The sequence below is a fragment of the Kitasatospora sp. MBT66 genome, from assembly GCF_000710405.2.
Classification (GTDB): Bacteria; Actinomycetota; Actinomycetes; order Streptomycetales; family Streptomycetaceae; genus Kitasatospora; species Kitasatospora purpeofusca.
On the sequence record NZ_JAIY01000010.1, the window covers coordinates 172,972 to 190,770 of the forward strand.

General features: G+C 73.3%; 18 protein-coding genes and 1 pseudogene. 4 read left to right on the forward strand and 15 right to left on the reverse strand.

From position 1 onward, the window contains the following. From cbiE to argC, 14 genes and pseudogenes are all read right to left on the reverse strand, one after another. Nucleotides 1-650 (reverse strand): precorrin-6y C5,15-methyltransferase (decarboxylating) subunit CbiE (gene cbiE / locus BI06_RS25390; RefSeq protein ID WP_063795021.1); only part of this gene is annotated, 650 nt, incomplete at its 3' end. Between the two features lie 495 nt (nucleotides 651-1,145). After that, nucleotides 1,146-1,673, reverse strand: a pseudogene (locus tag BI06_RS53805) (GNAT family N-acetyltransferase); the annotation flags it as partial. A gap of 208 nt (nucleotides 1,674-1,881) precedes the next feature. Beyond that, nucleotides 1,882-2,709 (reverse strand): MetQ/NlpA family ABC transporter substrate-binding protein, encoded by an 828-nt coding sequence (locus BI06_RS25400; protein WP_043471880.1) that lies wholly within the window; start codon nucleotides 2,707-2,709, stop codon nucleotides 1,882-1,884. 126 nt (nucleotides 2,710-2,835) lie between these two features. Beyond that, nucleotides 2,836-3,555 (reverse strand): methionine ABC transporter permease, encoded by a 720-nt coding sequence (locus BI06_RS25405; RefSeq protein WP_043471883.1) that lies wholly within the window; start codon nucleotides 3,553-3,555, stop codon nucleotides 2,836-2,838. Further along, a complete protein-coding gene (locus BI06_RS25410; RefSeq protein WP_043471886.1) occupies nucleotides 3,552-4,577 on the reverse strand; it encodes a methionine ABC transporter ATP-binding protein in 1,026 nt (341 codons plus the stop codon). The genes BI06_RS25405 and BI06_RS25410 overlap by 4 nt, the downstream gene beginning before the upstream one ends. 585 nt (nucleotides 4,578-5,162) lie before the next feature. Beyond that, nucleotides 5,163-5,663 (reverse strand): GNAT family N-acetyltransferase, encoded by a 501-nt coding sequence (locus BI06_RS25415; protein WP_030395995.1) that lies wholly within the window; start codon nucleotides 5,661-5,663, stop codon nucleotides 5,163-5,165. Between the two features lie 393 nt (nucleotides 5,664-6,056). After that, on the reverse strand, nucleotides 6,057-6,314 hold the full coding sequence (locus BI06_RS25420) for a sigma-70 family RNA polymerase sigma factor (protein ID WP_051741819.1): 258 nt from the start codon (nucleotides 6,312-6,314) through the stop codon (nucleotides 6,057-6,059). 117 nt (nucleotides 6,315-6,431) lie between these two features. Further along, complete coding sequence (argH, locus tag BI06_RS25425) at nucleotides 6,432-7,865, reverse strand: argininosuccinate lyase (RefSeq protein WP_030395993.1); 1,434 nt, start codon at nucleotides 7,863-7,865, stop codon at nucleotides 6,432-6,434. Between the two features lie 92 nt (nucleotides 7,866-7,957). Further along, nucleotides 7,958-9,151 carry an argininosuccinate synthase gene (locus BI06_RS25430; protein ID WP_030395992.1) on the reverse strand — a complete coding sequence of 398 codons (1,194 nt, stop codon included), beginning with the start codon at nucleotides 9,149-9,151 and terminating at the stop codon, nucleotides 7,958-7,960. Between the two features lie 229 nt (nucleotides 9,152-9,380). Further along, complete coding sequence (locus BI06_RS25435) at nucleotides 9,381-9,929, reverse strand: arginine repressor (protein ID WP_030395991.1); 549 nt, start codon at nucleotides 9,927-9,929, stop codon at nucleotides 9,381-9,383. 17 nt (nucleotides 9,930-9,946) lie between these two features. After that, nucleotides 9,947-11,155 (reverse strand): acetylornithine transaminase, encoded by a 1,209-nt coding sequence (locus BI06_RS25440; protein WP_030395990.1) that lies wholly within the window; start codon nucleotides 11,153-11,155, stop codon nucleotides 9,947-9,949. Further along, the gene (gene argB / locus BI06_RS25445) at nucleotides 11,152-12,027 is read right to left on the reverse strand and encodes an acetylglutamate kinase (RefSeq protein WP_369826254.1); all 876 of its coding nucleotides are present in this window, start codon (nucleotides 12,025-12,027) and stop codon (nucleotides 11,152-11,154) included. Before argB ends, BI06_RS25440 begins: the two co-directional genes overlap by 4 nt. Before the next feature lie 123 nt (nucleotides 12,028-12,150). Beyond that, entirely contained in the window at nucleotides 12,151-13,305 is a 1,155-nt protein-coding gene (gene argJ / locus BI06_RS25450) for a bifunctional glutamate N-acetyltransferase/amino-acid acetyltransferase ArgJ (RefSeq protein ID WP_043473012.1), read from the reverse strand. A 14-nt stretch (nucleotides 13,306-13,319) separates the two neighbouring features. Then, nucleotides 13,320-14,348, reverse strand: a complete 1,029-nt coding sequence (gene argC, locus BI06_RS25455; protein ID WP_030395987.1) for an N-acetyl-gamma-glutamyl-phosphate reductase — start codon at nucleotides 14,346-14,348, stop codon at nucleotides 13,320-13,322. Nucleotides 14,349-14,507: 159 nt separating this feature from the next. Here argC and BI06_RS25460 point away from each other — a divergent pair, with 159 nt between their 5' ends. Together BI06_RS25460 and BI06_RS25465 are read left to right on the forward strand one after the other, a co-directional pair. After that, nucleotides 14,508-14,852: a metalloregulator ArsR/SmtB family transcription factor gene (locus BI06_RS25460; RefSeq protein WP_043471888.1), complete on the forward strand. Its 345-nt coding sequence runs from the start codon at nucleotides 14,508-14,510 to the stop codon at nucleotides 14,850-14,852. Nucleotides 14,853-14,857: 5 nt separating this feature from the next. Next, on the forward strand, nucleotides 14,858-15,589 hold the full coding sequence (locus tag BI06_RS25465; RefSeq protein WP_167349773.1) for a DUF2071 domain-containing protein: 732 nt from the start codon (nucleotides 14,858-14,860) through the stop codon (nucleotides 15,587-15,589). Here the strand turns inward: BI06_RS25465 and BI06_RS25470 are convergent. Then, a complete protein-coding gene (locus BI06_RS25470) occupies nucleotides 15,579-16,802 on the reverse strand; it encodes a methyltransferase (protein WP_051741823.1) in 1,224 nt (407 codons plus the stop codon). The genes BI06_RS25465 and BI06_RS25470 overlap by 11 nt on opposite strands. Before the next feature lie 167 nt (nucleotides 16,803-16,969). Here BI06_RS25470 and BI06_RS25475 point away from each other — a divergent pair, with 167 nt between their 5' ends. Beyond that, nucleotides 16,970-17,374 (forward strand): VOC family protein, encoded by a 405-nt coding sequence (locus BI06_RS25475; protein ID WP_030395983.1) that lies wholly within the window; start codon nucleotides 16,970-16,972, stop codon nucleotides 17,372-17,374. A 31-nt stretch (nucleotides 17,375-17,405) separates the two neighbouring features. Beyond that, the gene (locus BI06_RS25480) at nucleotides 17,406-17,780 is read left to right on the forward strand and encodes an RNA-binding S4 domain-containing protein (RefSeq protein WP_030395982.1); all 375 of its coding nucleotides are present in this window, start codon (nucleotides 17,406-17,408) and stop codon (nucleotides 17,778-17,780) included. Nucleotides 17,781-17,799 lie beyond the last annotated feature (19 nt).

Below are 17,799 nucleotides of genomic sequence, written 5' to 3' on the forward strand. Positions count from 1 at the left end.
TCGCCGGCGGCGCCGTTCGCGGGTCCGCCGCCGGGGCCGCCGGCGCTGCTGCCGCCGATGACGAGGACGACGCTGGGGTCGCGCCAGATGTGGTCGGCGACGCGGTCGGAGGTGAGGACGGTGACGTCCTCGTCGGGGGTGCCGAGGGCTTCGCAGACGACGAAGGTGCGGTGGACGCCGCGGAGCATGAGGGCGAGTTCGGCGGGGCCGGCGCCGGGTGCGGTGAGGACGGCGACCTTGGGGTGGGCGCGGCAGAGGTTGGCGGCGCGGCGCAGGCGGCCGCCGTGCGCGCTGGCAACCTGGGCGTCCTCCCAGGGCATGCCGGCGCGGGCGAAGGCGGCGGCGACGGAGGAGACTGCGGGGAGGACTTCGAGTTCGAGGCCGTACTCGGGGCGGCGCAGGGTGCGGACGACGCCGAAGAAGCCGGGGTCGCCCTCGGCGATGACGACGGCGGCGCCGCGGTGTTCGGCGATCCGGCGGGCGGCGAGCTGGATGCTGCCGAGGGCGATGCGTTCGGCGGCGGGCGGCACCGGGAGGGCCTTGAGCTGGTAGGGGGCGCCGGCCACCAGGGTGGCTGCGGCGAGGGCCGCGGCGGCGGCCTCGGTGAGCGGTGTGCCGTCCCACCCGATGACCGTGATCCGGTCAGCCATCTGTGGCTGTTCTCCCTCGCCGTCCGTGCGCCGACAGGCGGCGCCGGCGTGCGGCACCGGTGGAGAGGCTACCGGGTGTGATCCCCTCGGCGCGGACATCTCGTACACATGTCCGTGCCGGTCGGCCCCGAAGGGCAGCCCGGCGGTGGTCCGGGCCGGTTGTACGGGCCCCTCGTACGTCCGGTCGTGCGGGTCGGTCGTGCGGGTCGGTCGCGCGGGCCCACGTGCGGGTCAGTCGCGCAGCACGTAGCGGTGGCCGCCGGCCCAGGCGGGGGCGGCGGCCGCGGGGGTCTCCAGGTCCTCGGGGAGCAGGCTCCACAGGATGAGGTCGCTGCGGCTCTCGCCGACGGCCGGACGGTCCGGGGCCGGGCGGTCGGCGGCCCGGCGGTCGTGGCCGGAGGAGGGGTAGTAGCCCGAGGGGTCGTAGCCGGAAGGGTCGTAGCCCGAGCGGTCGTGGCCCCGGCGCTCCCCCGCCGCACCGGCGGCGGACTCGCCGGACTCGCCGGACTCGCCGGACTCGCCGCGCACTATCCAGGCGCTGCGCAGGACGCCCTCGCTGATGCCGCCGATCTTCTGGGCGACCTGCTGGGCGGCGGTGTTCCCGGCGGCGGTGCGCAGTTCGAGGCGCAGGAAGTCCCGGTCCTCGAAGAGCCACTGGGCGACGCCGAGGACGGCCTCGGGGGCGTAGCCCTCGCCGCGGGCCCAGGCGGCGGTGACGAAGGAGATCTCGGTGGAGCGCAGCCGCCAGTCGGTGTGCCGGAGTTCGACCAGGCCGACCAGGCGCTGGGTGAGGTGTTCGGTGACGGCGAGCACGATGCCGCGGCCGGTGGCGCGGTGGGCGGGTGCGAGGGTGCGGGCCAGGTCGAGGGCGTGGGCCTCGGTGAAGGGGTGCGGGTGGTCGGTCCAGGCCAGGACGAGTTCGTCGGCCATCATGTCGGCCAGGCCGGGGGCGTCGTCCTCCGCAAGCGGGCGCAGCAGCAGCCGTTCGGTGCTGATGGCGGTCTCGGGGAAGCTCGCTGCCATGCCGTCTCTCCTCGCCGGGTCGTGGACACACCGTACGCCTCGCCGGTGCCGGGTGGTCACGCGGTGCACGGACCGGACGACGGTACGTCAGAAATGGGCCTGTCGGACCGTCACTGGTGCATACTGCCCGACCGGGCCCCCGCCTGGTTGCGGCGGGGGCCCGGTCGGTGGTCCGGCGGGACGGGTCGGGAGCGGTCGGCTCCGGGGATCAGAACGCCGGGATGACGGAGCCCTGGAAGGTGTCGTCGATGTACTTCTTGACCTCGGGGGAGTGCAGCAGCTCGGCGAGCTTCTTCACCCGCGGGTCGTTCTCCTTGCCCTTCTTGACGGCGAGGATGTTGGCGTAGGGGTTGCCCTCGGCCTTCTCCAGCACGATCGCGTCGGTGGCGGGCTTGAGGCCGGAGTCGAGCGCGTAGTTGCCGTTGATGACGGCGGCGTCGAGGTCGGCGATGGAGCGGGGCAGCTGGGCGGCCTCCAGCTCCTTCCACTTGAAGTTCTTCGGGTTGCCGGTGACGTCGGCGGGGGTGGCGCCGGTGCCGGCGCCGTCCTTGAGGGTGATGAGCTTGTTGTCGGCGAGCAGCTTGAGCGCGCGGCCCTCGTTGGTGGCGTCGTTGGGCAGGCCGATGGTGGCGCCGTCCGGCAGGTCGGCGATCGCCTTGACCTTCTTGGAGTAGACGCCCAGCGGCTCCAGGTGCACGGCCTCGACGGAGACGATGTCGGTGCCGCGCTTCTTGTTGAAGTCCTCCAGGTACGGCACGTGCTGGAAGTAGTTGGCGTCGGCCGAGCCGTCCTGCACCGCCGTGTTGGGGGTCACGTAGTCGGTGACCTCCTTGACGTTGAGCTTGAGGCCGGCCTTGTCCGCGAGGTTGTCCTTGACGTACTTGAGGATCTGGCCGTGCGGGGTGGGGCTGGCGACGACGGTGAGCGGCGCGTTCGCGTCCGAGGAGGACGAGTCGCCGTTGCTGCCGCAGGCGGCCAGCGAGAGGGCGATGCCGGCGGTGGCGAGGACGCTGGTGAACTTCAGGGCGTTGCGCACGAAAAGTGCCTTTCTGCGTATTGCGGGGAGCCGCGTCCGAGGATCGGACGGGGAAGTCTGCGAGGCGGGAGGCCTGCGGGAGGAGGAGGCCCGGGAGGCCCGGGAGGCCCCGAGGGTCTCGGAGATCTAGGAGGCGACGAGGTCGGTGTCGGCGCGGGGGCCCAGCAGCCTGGTCCGGCCGCCGCCGCGGCCGCGGTTGGCGAGCCGTCGCACGGCGTAGTCGCCGGCCAGCTGGATCACGGTGACGATGATCGCGATCTCGGCGACGATGACCCACATGAAGGCGGTCTCGAAGCGCAGGTAGCCGTAGCGGTAGGCGAGGTCGCCGAGGCCGCCGCCGCCGACGGTGCCGGCCATCGCGGAGTAGCCGATGAGCGCGATGACGGTGGTGGTGACGGAGGCGACGATGCCGGGGAGGGCCTCGGGGACGAGCGTCTTGCGGACCAGGGTCCAGGTGTTGCCGCCCATCGCCTGGACGGCTTCGACCAGGCCGCGGTCGACCTCGCGGACGTTGGTCTCCACGAGCCGGGCGAAGAAGGGGATGGCGCCGACGGTCAGCGGGACGGTGGCGGCCTGCCAGCCGAGGGAGCTGCCGACCAGCCAGCGGGTGAAGGAGAACAGCGCGATCATCAGGATGATGAACGGCAGTGAGCGGGCGAGGTTCACGACCGCGCCGAGCACCTTGTTGACGGGCTGGTTCTGGAGGGCGCCGCCCTTGGCGGTGAGCACCAGCAGCACGCCGAGCGGCAGTCCGAGGACCACGGTGCACACGGTCGACACTCCGACCATCTGGAGGGTCTCCCAGGTGGCGGGCCACATCAGTTCCTGCATCTGGTCCCAGGTCATGCCACCGCTCCGTTCGCCGTTTCGATCACGTCCACCTGGAGGCCCTGTTCGCGCAGGAAGCCGATGGGCACCACGTTGTCGTGCCGCGAGCCGGGCAGTTCGACGCGCATCCGGCCGACCATGCGGCCGGCGATGGTCTCGACGGCGGCGCCGAGGATGTTGATGTCGATCTGGTAGGTGCGGGCGAGCTGGGAGACGAAGGGCTGGGCCGGGGCGTCGCCCTGGAAGGTGATCTCCAGCACGGTGGCGCCGGGGTGGCCGGTGCCGAATTCGCTGAGCGGGAAGAGTTCGCGGGCGAGTTCGGAGCCGGGCCGGGCGAGCAGGTCGGTGAGCGCGCCGGACTCGACCACCCGGCCGCCGCGCATCAGGGCGGCGGAGTCGCAGACGGACTTGATGACGTCCATCTCGTGGGTGATGAGCAGGACGGTGAGGCCGAGCTGTTCGTTGAGGTCGCGCAGCAGTTTGAGGATGGAGCGCGTGGTCTCGGGGTCGAGCGCGGAGGTGGCCTCGTCGGAGAGCAGCACCTTGGGGTCGCCGGCGAGGGCGCGGGCGATGCCGACGCGCTGCTTCTGGCCTCCGGAGAGCTGGCCGGGGTAGCTGCGGGCCTTGTCGGTGAGGCCGACGAGGTCGAGCAGTTCGGCGGCCTTGCGGCGGCGCTGGGTGCGGTCCAGTCCGATGATCTCCAGCGGGAGTTCGACGTTCTGCTGGACGGTGCGGGAGGACAGCAGGTTGAAGTGCTGGAAGACCATGCCGATGCGGCGGCGGGCTTCGCGGAGGTCCTTGCCGGCGCGGTTCTCGCCGCCGGCGAGGGCGGTGAGGTCGACGCCGTCCACGGTCACGGTGCCGGAGCTGGGGCGCTCCAGCATGTTGACGCAGCGGATGAGGGTGGACTTTCCGGCGCCGCTGGTGCCGACGACTCCGTAGACCTCGCCGGGGCGGACGTGGAGGTCGACGCCCGCGAGGGCGGTCACCTCGCGGCCGCGGGATCGGTAGACCTTGGTGAGGTCCGTGGTGGTGATCACAGCTGCTTCCGTGGGTCGGGGGCGGGCGGCGTGCGGAGGTCGCACCGCCGTGCGGTCGGCGACGGGAACGGCGTCGCACCGGGGGGATCCGGACCTGCCACCCCTTGATCGTCGCCGCTGGGCGGCCGGGCCGCGCGACGGCGTGGCCCTTACGAGTCAGTGGACCGCCGGCGGGTGTGCGGGCAGGCCGAAGAAGGGGGTGCGGGCAGGACGGGCGCGTCCGCACGGACGGGAACGACGCCGGGTTTCTCGCTTCGGGGCGCGAGGAGAGGCACTCTCAGCGGGTGCCGGGGGCGGTGGCCCTCAGCGGTGACACATTCGACGGCACATGGCGCTCTCACCTGCCGGCGGGGTGCCGGTGGGGGTCCATTTCGTCGTCGCAGTCATGTGAGCCAGTAAATCAGATGGTTCGAGGAGGTCCCAATTATTTCGCAGCGGCGTCCGCAATGCGGACACCCGTGGCATTGAGCTGGGAGAACGGCGACCGGCGCCGCCTTCGGGAGTCCGAATGATGGCGGCGCCGGTTCGACGGGGCCCGCGCGGGGCGGGCCGGGGCCTCGGGTGACGGGCTTCGGGCGGTGGGCTTCAGGCGGTCGCGGCGAGCGGGGCCGCGACGGACTTCTCCAGGTGCACCAGGGTGATCCGGCCGCTGATCTGTTCGACGGTGGTCTGGCGGTAGCCCTGGCGGGCGTAGAGGCGCAGGTTGCCGAGGCTGCGGTGGCCGGTGAAGAGGCGGTAGGAGTTCACCGCGCCGTCCGCGGCGAGGCGGCGCTCCAGGGCCTCCAGCAGTCGGCCGCCCAGGCCGTGGCGCTGCATCCGGGGGTGGACGACCAGGCGCCCTATCCGGCCGACGCCGTCGGGTCCGAGGTGGCCCCGGACGGTTCCGACGATCTCGTCGCCGAGGCGGGCGACGAGCACGTGCCGTTCGGTCAGCTCTTCGCGCAGGCTCTCCAGGGTCTGGGTCAGCGGCTCGATGGCCCAGTCGCCGTAGAGCTCGGCCTCGCTCTGGTAGCCGAGGTACTGGAGCTTGAGGATCTGCTCCGCGTCGTCCGTCCCGGCGGTCGAAATGTTCACGCTCATGCCCATGTGCGGGGGCCTCCCCATCGTTGTACCCGGCGCGCGAGAGGTGAGGGTGACGCACCGGTTGGCTGCCGGAGGGTGTCCCGGCCGGGGATCCGCCCAGACCGGGGGTGGCGCACGAACGTACCAGCCCGCACGGCCCTGGTGGGGCCGTGTCGTCGGCGGCGCGCTCACGGTCAGTATCCGAGCGGGCGCGCCACCGTCAAGAGCCGCGTTCGCCAGCGCCTTACCCGGCTGTCAGCTGATCTCAACCTCGTGGCCGCCGGACGTGGCGAGGGTCACGCCCGGCGGGGCGCGGCGGGACAGGTGCCGGGCGTGGACCGTGCGAGGCCCGGGCGGGGGCGGCGGGGCGCGGGCCGGGGGCGGCGGGGCGCGGGCCGGGGGGAGCACCGCCGCCGCTCAGGCGTAGCGCTCGGCGTGCAGCAGGACGCGCAGGCAGGCCAGGCAGCGGGCCCGGGTGGGGCCGATGGAGCCGCGCGGCATGCCGAGGCGGCGGGAGAGCTCGCGGTAGGTCGGCGGTGGGTCCTCGGCGAGGGCGGCCATCAGCTGCGGGCAGCGTCCGGGCAGCGCGGCGACGGCCTCGCGGACGAGGCGGCGGCGCAGCTCGGCGAGGACCTCGTCCTCGGCGGAGGGGACGGACGGGAGGGCGGTGCACATACCGTTCTTGACCGGGTGGGGGCCATCCCGGTTACGGGTGGCCGGTCGCATACGGACGGGAGGGGCGCGGCGGAGGACCCGCCGCGCCCCTCCCCCAAGCCGGGTGGTGGGGGCCGGTCAGCCCGTCACCCACTCCTGCTGGGCGGCGAGGTCGGCCTTGATCTCGCCGAGCTGGACGGCGACGGCGCTGGGCGCGGTGCCGCCGCGGCCGTTGCGGGAGGCGATGGCGCCGTGGACGTTGAGCACCGACCGCACCTCGGGGGTGAGGTGCGCGGAGATGGCGGCGAACTGCTCGTCCGTCAGGTCGGCGAGTTCGATGCCGTGCGCCTCGCACTCCTTGACGCAGGCTCCGGCGACCTCGTGCGCGACCCGGAACGGCACGCCCTGCTTGACGAGCCATTCGGCGATGTCGGTGGCGAGGGAGAAGCCGGCCGGGGCGAGCTCCTCCAGCCGCTCGCGGTGCACGGTGAGAGTGGCCATCATGCCGGTGAAGGCGGGCAGCAGGACCTCGAGGGTGTCGCAGGAGTCGAAGACCGGCTCCTTGTCCTCCTGGAGGTCGCGGTTGTAGGCGAGCGGGAGGGCCTTGAGGGTGGCGAGCAGGCCGGTGAGGTTGCCGATGAGCCGGCCGGACTTGCCGCGGGCGAGCTCGGCGATGTCGGGGTTCTTCTTCTGCGGCATGATCGACGAGCCGGTGGAGAAGGCGTCGTGCAGCGTGATGAAGCCGAACTCCTTGGTGTTCCAGATGATCACCTCCTCCGCGATCCGGGACAGGTCGATCCCGATCATCGCGGTGACGAAGGCGAATTCGGCGACGAAGTCGCGCGAGGCGGTGCCGTCGATCGAGTTGCCGACCGAGCCGCCCTCGAAGCCGAGGTCGGCGGCGACGGCCTCCGGGTCGAGGCCGAGCGAGGAGCCGGCCAGCGCCCCGGAGCCGTAGGGGGAGACGGCGGTGCGGGCGTCCCACTGGCGCAGCCGCTCGGCGTCCCGGCCGAGGGCCTGCACGTGCGCGAGGACGTGGTGGGCGAAGAGCACGGGCTGGGCGTGCTGGAGGTGGGTGCGGCCCGGCATCGCGGTGTCCGGGTGGGCCTCGGCGAGGCCGACCAGGGCGTGCTGGAGGTCGAGCAGCAGTCCGCCGATGGTCTTCGCGTGGTCCCGCAGGTACATCCGGAAGAGGGTGGCGATCTGGTCGTTGCGGGAGCGTCCGGCCCGCAGCTTGCCGCCGAGGTCGGGGCCGAGCCGCTCCAGCAGGCCGCGCTCCAGGGCGGTGTGGACGTCCTCGTCGGCGACGGTGCCGGTGAAGGTGCCGGCCTCGACGTCGGCGAGCAGCCGGTCGAGTCCGTCGTGCATGGCGGCGAGTTCGTCGGCGGTGAGCAGGCCGGCCTTGTGCAGGACGCGGGCGTGGGCCTTGGAGCCGGCGATGTCGTAGGGGGCGAGGCGCCAGTCGAAGTGCACCGAGGCGGAGAGCCGGGCCAGGGCCTCGGAGGGGCCGTCGGCGAAGCGGGCGCCCCAGAGGCGGACGTCGCCACCGGTGGCGGTCTGGTCGGCGGACATCGCTGGCTCCTTACGGACGTGCGGGAAAGGGGGGTTGGGGGGGTGGTCCCGGCCGGCCCCGCGGGAGCGGGGCCGGCCGGGACCGGGGCGGCTCAGCCCAGGTCGCGGCGGGCGGCGATCTTCGAGGAGAGGCCGAAGATCTCGATGAAGCCCTTGGACATCGACTGGTCGAAGGTGTCGCCGGTGTCGTAGGTGGCGAGGTTGAAGTCGTACAGCGACTGGTCGGACTTGCGGCCGTTGACGACGGCCCGGCCGCCGTGCAGGACGATCCGGATCTCGCCGGAGACGTGCTGGTTGGCCTCGTTGACGAAGCCGTCCAGGGCGCGCTTGAGCGGGGAGAACCACAGGCCGTCGTAGACCAGTTCGGCCCACCGCTGCTCGACCTGCCGCTTGTAGCGGGCGAGTTCGCGCTCGACGGTGACGTTCTCCAGCGCCTGGTGGGCGGTGATCAGGGCGATCGCGCCGGGGGCCTCGTAGATCTCCCGGGACTTGATGCCGACGAGGCGGTCCTCGACCATGTCGAGCCGGCCGACGCCCTGGGCGCCGGCGCGCTTGTTGAGCTCCTCGATCGCCTGCAGGACGGTGACCTTGCGGCCGTCGATCGCGACCGGGACGCCGGCGTCGAAGGTGATGACCACCTCGTCGGCCTCGCGCGCGGTGGCGGGGTTCTGGGTGTACTCGTAGACGTCCTCGATCGGGGCGTTCCAGATGTCCTCGAGGAAGCCGGTCTCGACGGCCCGGCCGAAGACGTTCTGGTCGATCGAGTACGGGGACTTCTTGGTGGTGGCGATCGGCAGGCCCTTGGCCTCGGCGAAGGCGATCGCCTTGTCCCGGGTCATCGCGTAGTCGCGGACCGGGGCGATGCACTTGAGGCCCGGGGCCAGCGAGTTGATGCCGACCTCGAAGCGGACCTGGTCGTTGCCCTTGCCGGTGCAGCCGTGGGCGACGGTGGTGGCGCCGTGCTTCTGGGCGGCGGCCACCAGGTGCTTGACGATGACCGGCCGGGAGAGGGCGGACACCAGCGGGTACTGGCCCTGGTAGAGGGCGTTGGCCTTGACGGCCGGGAGGCAGTACTCGTCGGCGAACTCGTCGCGGGCGTCGGCGACCTCGGCCTCGACGGCGCCGCAGTCCAGCGCCCGCTGGCGGATGACGTCCAGGTCCTCGCCGCCCTGGCCGACGTCGACGGCGACGGCGATGACCTCGGCGCCCGTCTCCTCGGCGATCCAGCCGATGCAGACGGACGTGTCCAGACCGCCCGAATAGGCGAGTACGACGCGCTCGGTCACGGCTTTCTCCTTCACAACTGTGCGAACAGGCTTACGGCGACAGGCATAAGTATGCACTACTCCGTATGAATCTCAAAACCCTGTGGCGGGGAAGGTTCCGGATACGCCAGTGGGCCCGGTCGGAACCGGGCCCACAGGGCGGTGCGGGGCTGTGCGGGGGCCGTACGAGGACTGCACGGGGGCTTGTGGCGAGGGCTGGGCGGGGGCTGTGCGGGGGCTGTGCGGGGGGCTACTGCGCCTTCGCCTGGGCGAGCTGCATGAGGTGGTCGGCGAGGGCCTGGCCGCCGGCCGGGTCGCGGCTGATCAGCAGGACGGTGTCGTCGCCGGCGATGGTGCCGATGATCTCGAACACCTCGGCCTGGTCGATCGCCGAGGCCAGGAACTGCGCCGCGCCGGGCGGGGTGCGCAGCACCACCAGGTTGCCGGAGGCGGTCGCGGAGACCATCAGCTCGCCGGCCAGCCGGGCCATCCGGCCCTCGGTGGCGGACTCCCCCATCGGCGCGCGCGGGGTGCGGTCGCCGCCCTCGGCCGGGACGGCGTAGATGAGCGCGCCGTCCCGATTGCGGATCTTCACCGCGCCCAGCTCGTCCAGGTCCCGGGACAGGGTGGCCTGGGTGACCACGAGTCCGTCGTCGGCGAGCAGCTTGGCGAGCTGGCTCTGCGAGCGCACGGGCTGGCGGGTGAGCAGGTCCACGATCCGCCGGTGGCGCGCGGTGCGGGTCTGCGGGACCTGCGGCGTCGGGCCGGCGGCGGGCTGGCCGGAGTGGGGAACGGTCATGTGATTATTCTCCCGGACTACGCTCGGTTCGCATCGTCCGGGGCGTCCGCCCGCACGGCCCGCAGGACGGCCGGCAGCGCGGCGAGGAAGGCGTCCGCCTCCTGCTCGGTGAGCACCAGCGGCGGGGCGAGGCGCACCGCGTCCGGCACCGCGGCGTTCACCAGGAAGCCGGCCTCCTGGAGGCCCGCCTGCACCTTCGCGGAGACCGGGGCGGTGAGCACGATGCCGAGCAGCAGCCCGGCGCCGCGCACGTGCGAGACCAGCGGGTCGTCGATCGCCTCGACGCCGTGCCGCAGCCGCTCGCCGATCTTGCGGGCGTGCTCCAGCAGCCCTTCGGACCCGATGGTGTCCAGCACCGCGAGCGCGGCCGCCGCGACCACCGGGTTGCCGCCGAAGGTGGTGCCGTGCTGGCCCGGGGTGAGCAGCTCCGCGGCCTCGCCGAAGGCGAGCACGGCCCCGATCGGCAGGCCGCCGCCGAGCGCCTTGGCGAGCGTGACGACGTCCGGCTCGACGCCGTCGAAGGCCTGGTGGGCGAACCAGTGGCCGGTGCGGCCGACGCCGGTCTGGATCTCGTCGAGGACGAGCAGGGTGCCGGTGGCGCGGGTGATCTCGCGGGCGGCCCGCAGATAGCCGTCGGGCAGCGGGACGGCGCCGTTCTCGCCCTGGATCGGCTCCAGGAAGACGGCGGCCGTGTCGGTGGTGACGGCCGCGCGCAGTGCCTCCACGTCGCCGAACGGGACGTGGGTGACGTCGCCGGGCAGCGGGCGGAACGGCTCCTGCTTGGCGGGCTGGCCGGTGAGCGCGAGGGCGCCCATGGTGCGGCCGTGGAAGGCGCCCTCCAGGGCGACCAGGTGGGTGCGGCCGGTCCGGCGGGAGATCTTGAAGGCGGCCTCGTTGGCCTCGGCGCCGGAGTTGCAGAAGAACACCCGTCCGGGGCGCCCGTCGAGCTCCAGCAGCCGTTCGGCGAGGGCGACGGTGGGCTCGGCCAGGAAAAGGTTGGAGATGTGGCCGAGGGTGGCGATCTGCCGGCTCACGGCCTCGACCACGGCCGGGTGGGCGGTGCCGAGGGCGTTGACCGCGATGCCGCCGAGCAGGTCGGTGTAGGCCTTGCCGTCGGCGTCCCAGAGGGTGCTGCCCTCGCCGCGGACCAGCGGGATCCGCGGGGTGCCGTAGTTGTCGGTGAAGGCGTGCTGCCACCGCTCGGTCAGCTGGGCGTTGGAAGTCATGCGAGTCCCCCGGTCACGGTCGGTTCGTCGTCGGGCACGACCATGGTGCCGATGCCCTCGTCGGTGAAGATCTCCAGCAGCAGGCTGTGCGGCACCCGGCCGTCCAGCACGCGGGCGGTGCCGACGCCCGAGCGGACGGCGTTCAGGCAGCCCTCCATCTTGGGCACCATGCCGGAGGCGAGGCCCGGCAGCAGTTCCTCCAGCTCGGTGGCGTCCAGCTGGCTGATCACGTCGTCCGAGTTCGGCCAGTCCTTGTAGAGGCCCTCGACGTCGGTCAGCACGACGAGCATCTCGGCGCCGAGGGCGACCGCGAGCGCGGAGGCGGCGGTGTCGGCGTTGATGTTGTAGACGTGGCCGTCGGTGCCGCGGGCGATCGAGGAGACCACCGGGATCCGGCCGTCCGCGATCAGCGCCTTCACCGCGCCGGCCTCGACGTTGACGATGTCGCCGACCAGACCGATGTCGACCGACTCGCCGTCGACGACCGCGTAGCGCTTGACCGCGGTCATGGTGTGGGCGTCCTCGCCGGTCATGCCGACCGCGAACGGGCCGTGCTCGTTGAGCAGGCCGACCAGCTCGCGCTGCACCTGGCCGGCGAGCACCATCCGGACCACGTCCATGGTCTCCGGGGTGGTGACCCGCAGGCCGTTGGTGAACGAGGACTCCAGGCCGAGCCGGTCCAGCTGGGCGCTGATCTGCGGGCCGCCGCCGTGCACCACGACGGGGTGCAGCCCGGCGAAGCGCAGGAAGACGACGTCCGCGGCGAAGGCGGCCTTGAGCTCGTCGTCGACCATGGCGTTGCCGCCGAACTTGATGACGACGGTCTTGCCGTGGAAGCGCTCCAGCCAGGGCAGGGCCTCGATGAGCGTCATGGCCTTGGGCAACGCGGTGTTGTTCCGGGCCTGTTCGCCCTTGGGTGCGATCTTCACGGTTCTGGTCATCCCCCGGCTCGGGTGGCGGCGTTCGGACGGGTCGGCCGGCGGGCCGGCCCGCCGTCAGGTGGAGTAGGCGCTGTTCTCGTGCACGTAGTCGGCGGTGAGGTCGTTGGTCCACAGGGTGGCGGCGGCCCCGCCGGCGTTGAGGTTCGCGGTGATCACGACCTCGCGCCCGCTCATGTCGACCAGGTCCCGGTCCTCCCCCACGCTGCCGTCGCGGCACACCCAGACGCCGTTGATCGCGACGTCTAGGCGGTCCGGGTCGAAGGCGGCGTCGGTGGTGCCGATCGCGGCCAGCACCCGGCCCCAGTTCGGGTCCTCGCCGTGGATGGCGCACTTGAGCAGGTTGTTGCGGCCGATCACCCGGGCGACGCCGACGGCCTCGTCCTCGGTGGCGGCGCCGGTGACGTCGATCCGGATGTCCTTGCTCGCGCCCTCGGAGTCGCCGATCAGCTGCCGGGCGAGGTCGGCGCAGACCGTGCGCACCGCCTCGTCGAACTCGGCCGGCTCCGGGGCGGTGCCGCTGGCGCCGGAGGCGAGCAGCAGCACGGTGTCGTTGGTCGACATGCAGCCGTCGGAGTCGATCCGGTCGAAGGTGGTGCGGGTGGCGGCGCGCAGCGCGGTGTCCAGGGCGGCCGCGTCGGCGTCGGCGTCGGTGGTGAGCACGACCAGCATGGTGGCCAGGCCCGGGGCGAGCATGCCGGCGCCCTTGGCCATGCCGCCGACGGTCCAGCCGGCCGGGCTGGTGACCTGCGCGGTCTTGTGGACGGTGTCGGTGGTCTTGATGGCGATCGCGGCGGCCTCGCCGCCGGCGGCGTCCAGCGCGGCGGCGGCGGTGGCGACGCCGGGCAGCAGGATGTCCATCGGCAGCCGGACGCCGATCAGGCCGGTGGAGGCGACGGCGACCTCGCCGGCGCTCAGCTTCAGCTCCTCGGCGACCTTCTCGGCGGTGGCGTGGGTGTCCTGGAAGCCCAGCGGGCCGGTGCAGGCGTTGGCGCCACCGGAGTTGAGGACGACGGCGGAGACCGTGCCGCCCTTGAGGACCTGCTCGGACCAGAGCACGGGGGCGGCCTTGACCCGGTTGGAGGTGAAGACGCCGGCCGCGGCGAGCGAGGGGCCGTCGTTGACGACCAGGGCGAGGTCCGGGGTGCCGGAGGCCTTGATCCCGGCGGTGACGCCGGCCGCCCGGAAGCCCCGGGCCGCGGTCACGCCGATGTTCTGGTGGTCGGTCACGGTGCGACTCCGTTCACGGGAAGGCCGAGCTCCTCGGGCAGACCGAGGGCGATGTTCATGCTCTGCACCGCGCCGCCGGCGGTGCCCTTGACCAGGTTGTCGATCGCGCTGATCGCCACGATCCGCCCGGCGGCCCCGTCCAGGGCGACCTGCACCAGCGCGGTGTTGGCGCCGTAGACGCTGCTGGTCTGCGGCCACTGCCCGGCGGGGAGCAGGTGGACGAACGGCTCGTCCGCGTACGCCTCGGCGTAGGCGGCGCGCAGTTCCTCGGCGCCCACCCCCGGCCGGGCCTTCGCGGAGCAGGTGGCGAGGATGCCGCGCGGCATCGGGACCAGGGTGGGGGTGAAGGAGACGCTGACCGGCTCGCCCGCGAGCGGGGTGAGGTTCTGCGCCATCTCCGGGGTGTGCCGGTGGACGCCGCCGACGCCGTAGGCGCTGACGCTGCCCATCACCTCGCTGCCGAGCAGGTGGGTCTTGGCGGCCTTGCCGGCGCCGGAGGTGCCGGAGGCGGCGACCACCACGGCCTCGGGCTCGGCGAGGCCGGCCGCGTAGGCGGGGAACAGCGCCAGCGAGACGGCCGTCGGGTAGCAGCCGGGGACGGCGATCCGGTTGACGCCCTTGAGCGCGTCGCGGTGGCCGGGCAGTTCGGGCAGGCCGTAGGGCCAGGTGCCGGCGTGCGCCGAGCCGTAGAACTGCTCCCAGTCGGAGGCGGCCTTGAGCCGGAAGTCGGCGCCGCAGTCGACCACCAGGACGTTCTCGCCGAGCGCCTCGGCCACGGCGGCGGACTGTCCGTGCGGCAGCGCCAGGAAGACCACGTCGTGGTCGGCCAGCACCTCCGGGGTGGTGGGCTCCAGGATCCGGCCGGCCAGTGCCGGCAGGTGCGGCTGGAGCAGTCCCAGCGCGGTGCCCGCGTTGGAGCCGCCGGTCAGCGCCCCGATCTCGACCTCCGGGTGGCCGAGCAGCAGGCGCAGGACCTCGCCGCCCGCGTATCCGCTCGCGCCGGCGACGGCGACTCGCAATGCCATGGCGTTCCTCCTTTGTCGAGGCATGAATATACGCAGTACCGAACATTCATGCAAGGAGCACAGGAGAGCGAACCGAAGACCGAATCGGAAGCCGGAAGCCGGAAGCCGGACCCACCCAGGGCTTGTTAGCAATTTAGCTAATCTGCTAAACAGTCTCCCATGACCGAACCCCAAGACGACAGCGGGGTCTTCAAGGCACTCGCCGATCCGACCCGGCGCCAGATCCTGGAGGACCTGCGCGGCGGCGAACTCGCGGCCGGGCAGATCGCGGGCCGGTTCGCGATCAGCGCGCCGTCCGTCTCCCGGCACCTCGGCGTGCTCCGGACGGCCGGACTGATCACCGAACGCCGGGACGGCAACCGGATCCTCTACGCACTGGCCGAGGACCGCCTCGCGGCGTGCGTCGGCCGCTTCCTCAGCGCGGTCTGCCCCGAGCAGATCGTGCTCCGGCACACCAAGTGGCGCCCGGACACCCGGGCCGACGAGAAGGGGACCGAGGCATGACGGGCCTGAGGCAACCACGGCTGGCCAGCGTCGTCGAACGCCGGCTCCTGGTGAACTACCGGGTCGACCCCGGGGCGGCCGCCCGGCTGCTCCCCGCGCCGCTGCGCCCGCAGCTGGTGCGCGGCCACGCCGTCGCCGGCCTCTGCCTGCTGCGGCTCGGCCGGGTCCGCCCGGCCTGGGCGCCCGCCTCGCTGGGGCTGCGCAGCGAGAACGTCGCCCACCGGATCGCCGTCGAGTGGGACGGGCCCAACGGCGTCGAGACCGGCGTCTACATCCCGCGCCGCGACACCGGATCCCGGCTCAACGCCTGGGCCGGCGGCCGGGTCTTCCCCGGCGAGTACGGCCTCGCCGACTTCACGGTGGACGAGGGCGCCGACCGGCTGCGGGTCGCCTTCGCGACCCGCGACGGCGACCTCCGGGCCGAGGTCGCCGTCGAGCTCGCCGCGGAACTGCCCGCGAGCCGGCTGTTCAGCGGCCTGGCCGAGGCCTCCGCCTTCTTCCGGTGCGGCTCCCGGGGTTTCTCCGCGACCCGGGACGGCGGCCTCCGGCTGGACGGCATGGAACTGCACACCGACGCCTGGCGGCTGGAGGCCTGCCGGGTGGAGTCCGCCGCCTCGTCCTTCTTCGACGACCCGGAGCGCTTCCCGCCGGGGAGCGCCGAGCTGGACTGCGCGCTGGTCATGCGGGACGTGCCGGTGGCCTGGGACCCGCTGCCGGCCATGGCCGTCAGCGCTTGACGGCCTTCAGCACCACGAACTTCGGATTGCCCGCGACCGTCCGGCAGTTGCCGAACAGGCGGCGCAGCTTGACGTGGTAGTCGAGGTGGCGGTTGCCGACCACCCAGAGCTCGCCGCCGGGGCGCAGCGCGCGCTTGGCGCCGGTGAACATCCGCCAGGCGGTGGCGTCGGTGGTGGCCCGCTGGGAGTGGAACGGCGGGTTGTTGAGGACCAGGTCCACCGAGTCGGCCGGCACGTCCGCGTCGGCGAGCGCGTCGGCGGTGCGGAACTCCGCCCGGGCGTCCGGGCCGAGGTTGGCGCGGAAGGTCTCCTCGGCGGAGGCCACCGCCTGGTGCGACTCGTCGACGAAGAGCAGCTCGGCCCCGGGGGTGGCCAGCGCCACCGCGGTGCCGACCACGCCGTTGCCGCAGCCGAGGTCCACCACCCGGTCGCCGGGGGCGGCGGTCGGCAGGTGGGCGAGCAGGAAGCGGGTGCCGATGTCCAGGCGGTCCGCGCAGAAGGTGCCGGCGTGGTTGACGACGGTGCGGCCCGAGACCGCGCCGATGTCGCCGGGCAGGGCGTAGCGGTACGGCCACGGGTTGGGGCCGGGGTCGAGCGCCCGGTCCGGGGTGCAGAGGATCAGCCGGGCCTTGCGGACCGCGAGCGAGGTGCGGGTCGGGCCGAGGATCCGCTCGAAGAGCTTCAGGGTGGAGGTGTGGATCTCGGTGACCATGCCGGTGCCGAGGACGACCGTGTCCGGGTGGACGGCCGGGGCGAGCCGGAGCAGCTGGTCCTCCAGCAGGGCGAGGCTCCTCGGGACCCGCACCAGCAGGACGTCGATCCGCTCGGGCGGGGTGTCGCGGGTGGTCAGCAGCCGGGCGGCGGCGGGGTCGGCGCCGGCCCGGGCGAGGTTGGCGAGGGTGGCGCGCTGGGCGAGGTGCGAGTCGCTGATCTGGGTGAGCTCGGCGGGGGCCGCGGCGGCCGGCGCGGTGGCGAGCGCGGTGGTGAGCGCGCCCCAGCGGTCGCCGAGGACGGTGACGGCGCGGCCGGCCAGGGCGGTGACCCGGCCTTCGGCAGAGTCGGCCTCACCGGCCAGGTGCCGCAGCAGGTACTCGTCGGCGGCGTCCCAGGCGCGCAGCCGCTCGCGCGGGTCCTCCGGGAAGCGGGTGAGGCCGAGGGCCCCCCAGGGAGTCGGGAAAGGGGTCGGGGCGGCCGGTTCGGCGAGGGGATTCATTGTGGCCCAGGCTAACCGACCGCCGGACCGCCCGTGCCGGGCCCGGGAGGGGCGGTCCGGGCGCGGGGCGGTCGGTCGGGGCGCGGGGCGGGCGCGTGCCGGGCGCGGTGCGGGGCCGCGGCCGATACTGGAAGGGCCCGAGGGATCCCGAGGGAAGGCACGAGGCCATGGATTGGAAGCTGGAAGTGGTGGTGGTCCCGGTGGCGGACGTCGACCGGGCCAAGGTCTTCTACGAGGAGCAGGCCGGTTTCGCCGTCGACCACGACACCCGGATCCGGGACGGCCTGCGGGTGGTGCAGCTGACGCCGCCCGGCTCCGGCTGCTCGATCGTGCTGGGCACCGGCCTGACCGACGCCCCGGCCGGCTCGGTGAAGGGCCTCCAGCTCGTGGTGCCGGACATCGACCGCGCCTACAAGGAGCTGCTGGCCCGCGGCGTCGAAGTGAGCCCGGTGCAGCACTTCGAGGCCGGGGACCGGGTCGACGGCCGGGGCGAGGTGTGGAACTCCTTCGTCTTCTTCAACGACCCGGACGGCAACGGCTGGGCCGTCCAGGAAGCCCCCGGCCGCCGCTGAGCGCCGCACGGCGCGGTCCTAAGCTCGGAGGATGGTCGAGAACGAGGGAAACGTCCGGGTGGACAGCTGGATCTGGTCGGTGCGGCTGGCGAAGACGCGGTCGGCCGCCGCGGCGGCCTGCAAGGCCGGGCACGTGCGGGTGAACGGCGAACGGGCCAAGCCGGCGCAGGCGGTGAAGCCCGGCGACGAGGTCCGGGTGCGCCAGGAGGGCTGGGAGCGGGTCGTCGTGGTGCGCAAGCTCATCCGCAAGCGGGTCGGCGCCGAGGTCGCGGCCGACTGCCTGGTGGACAACAGCCCGCCGCGCCCGGCCCGGGAGTTCGTGGCCGCCCCCGGCCTGCGCGACCGCGGCGCCGGCCGCCCCACCAAGCGCGACCGCCGCGACATGGACGGCCTGCGCGGCCGCTGACCCCGGCCACCGGGGGCCG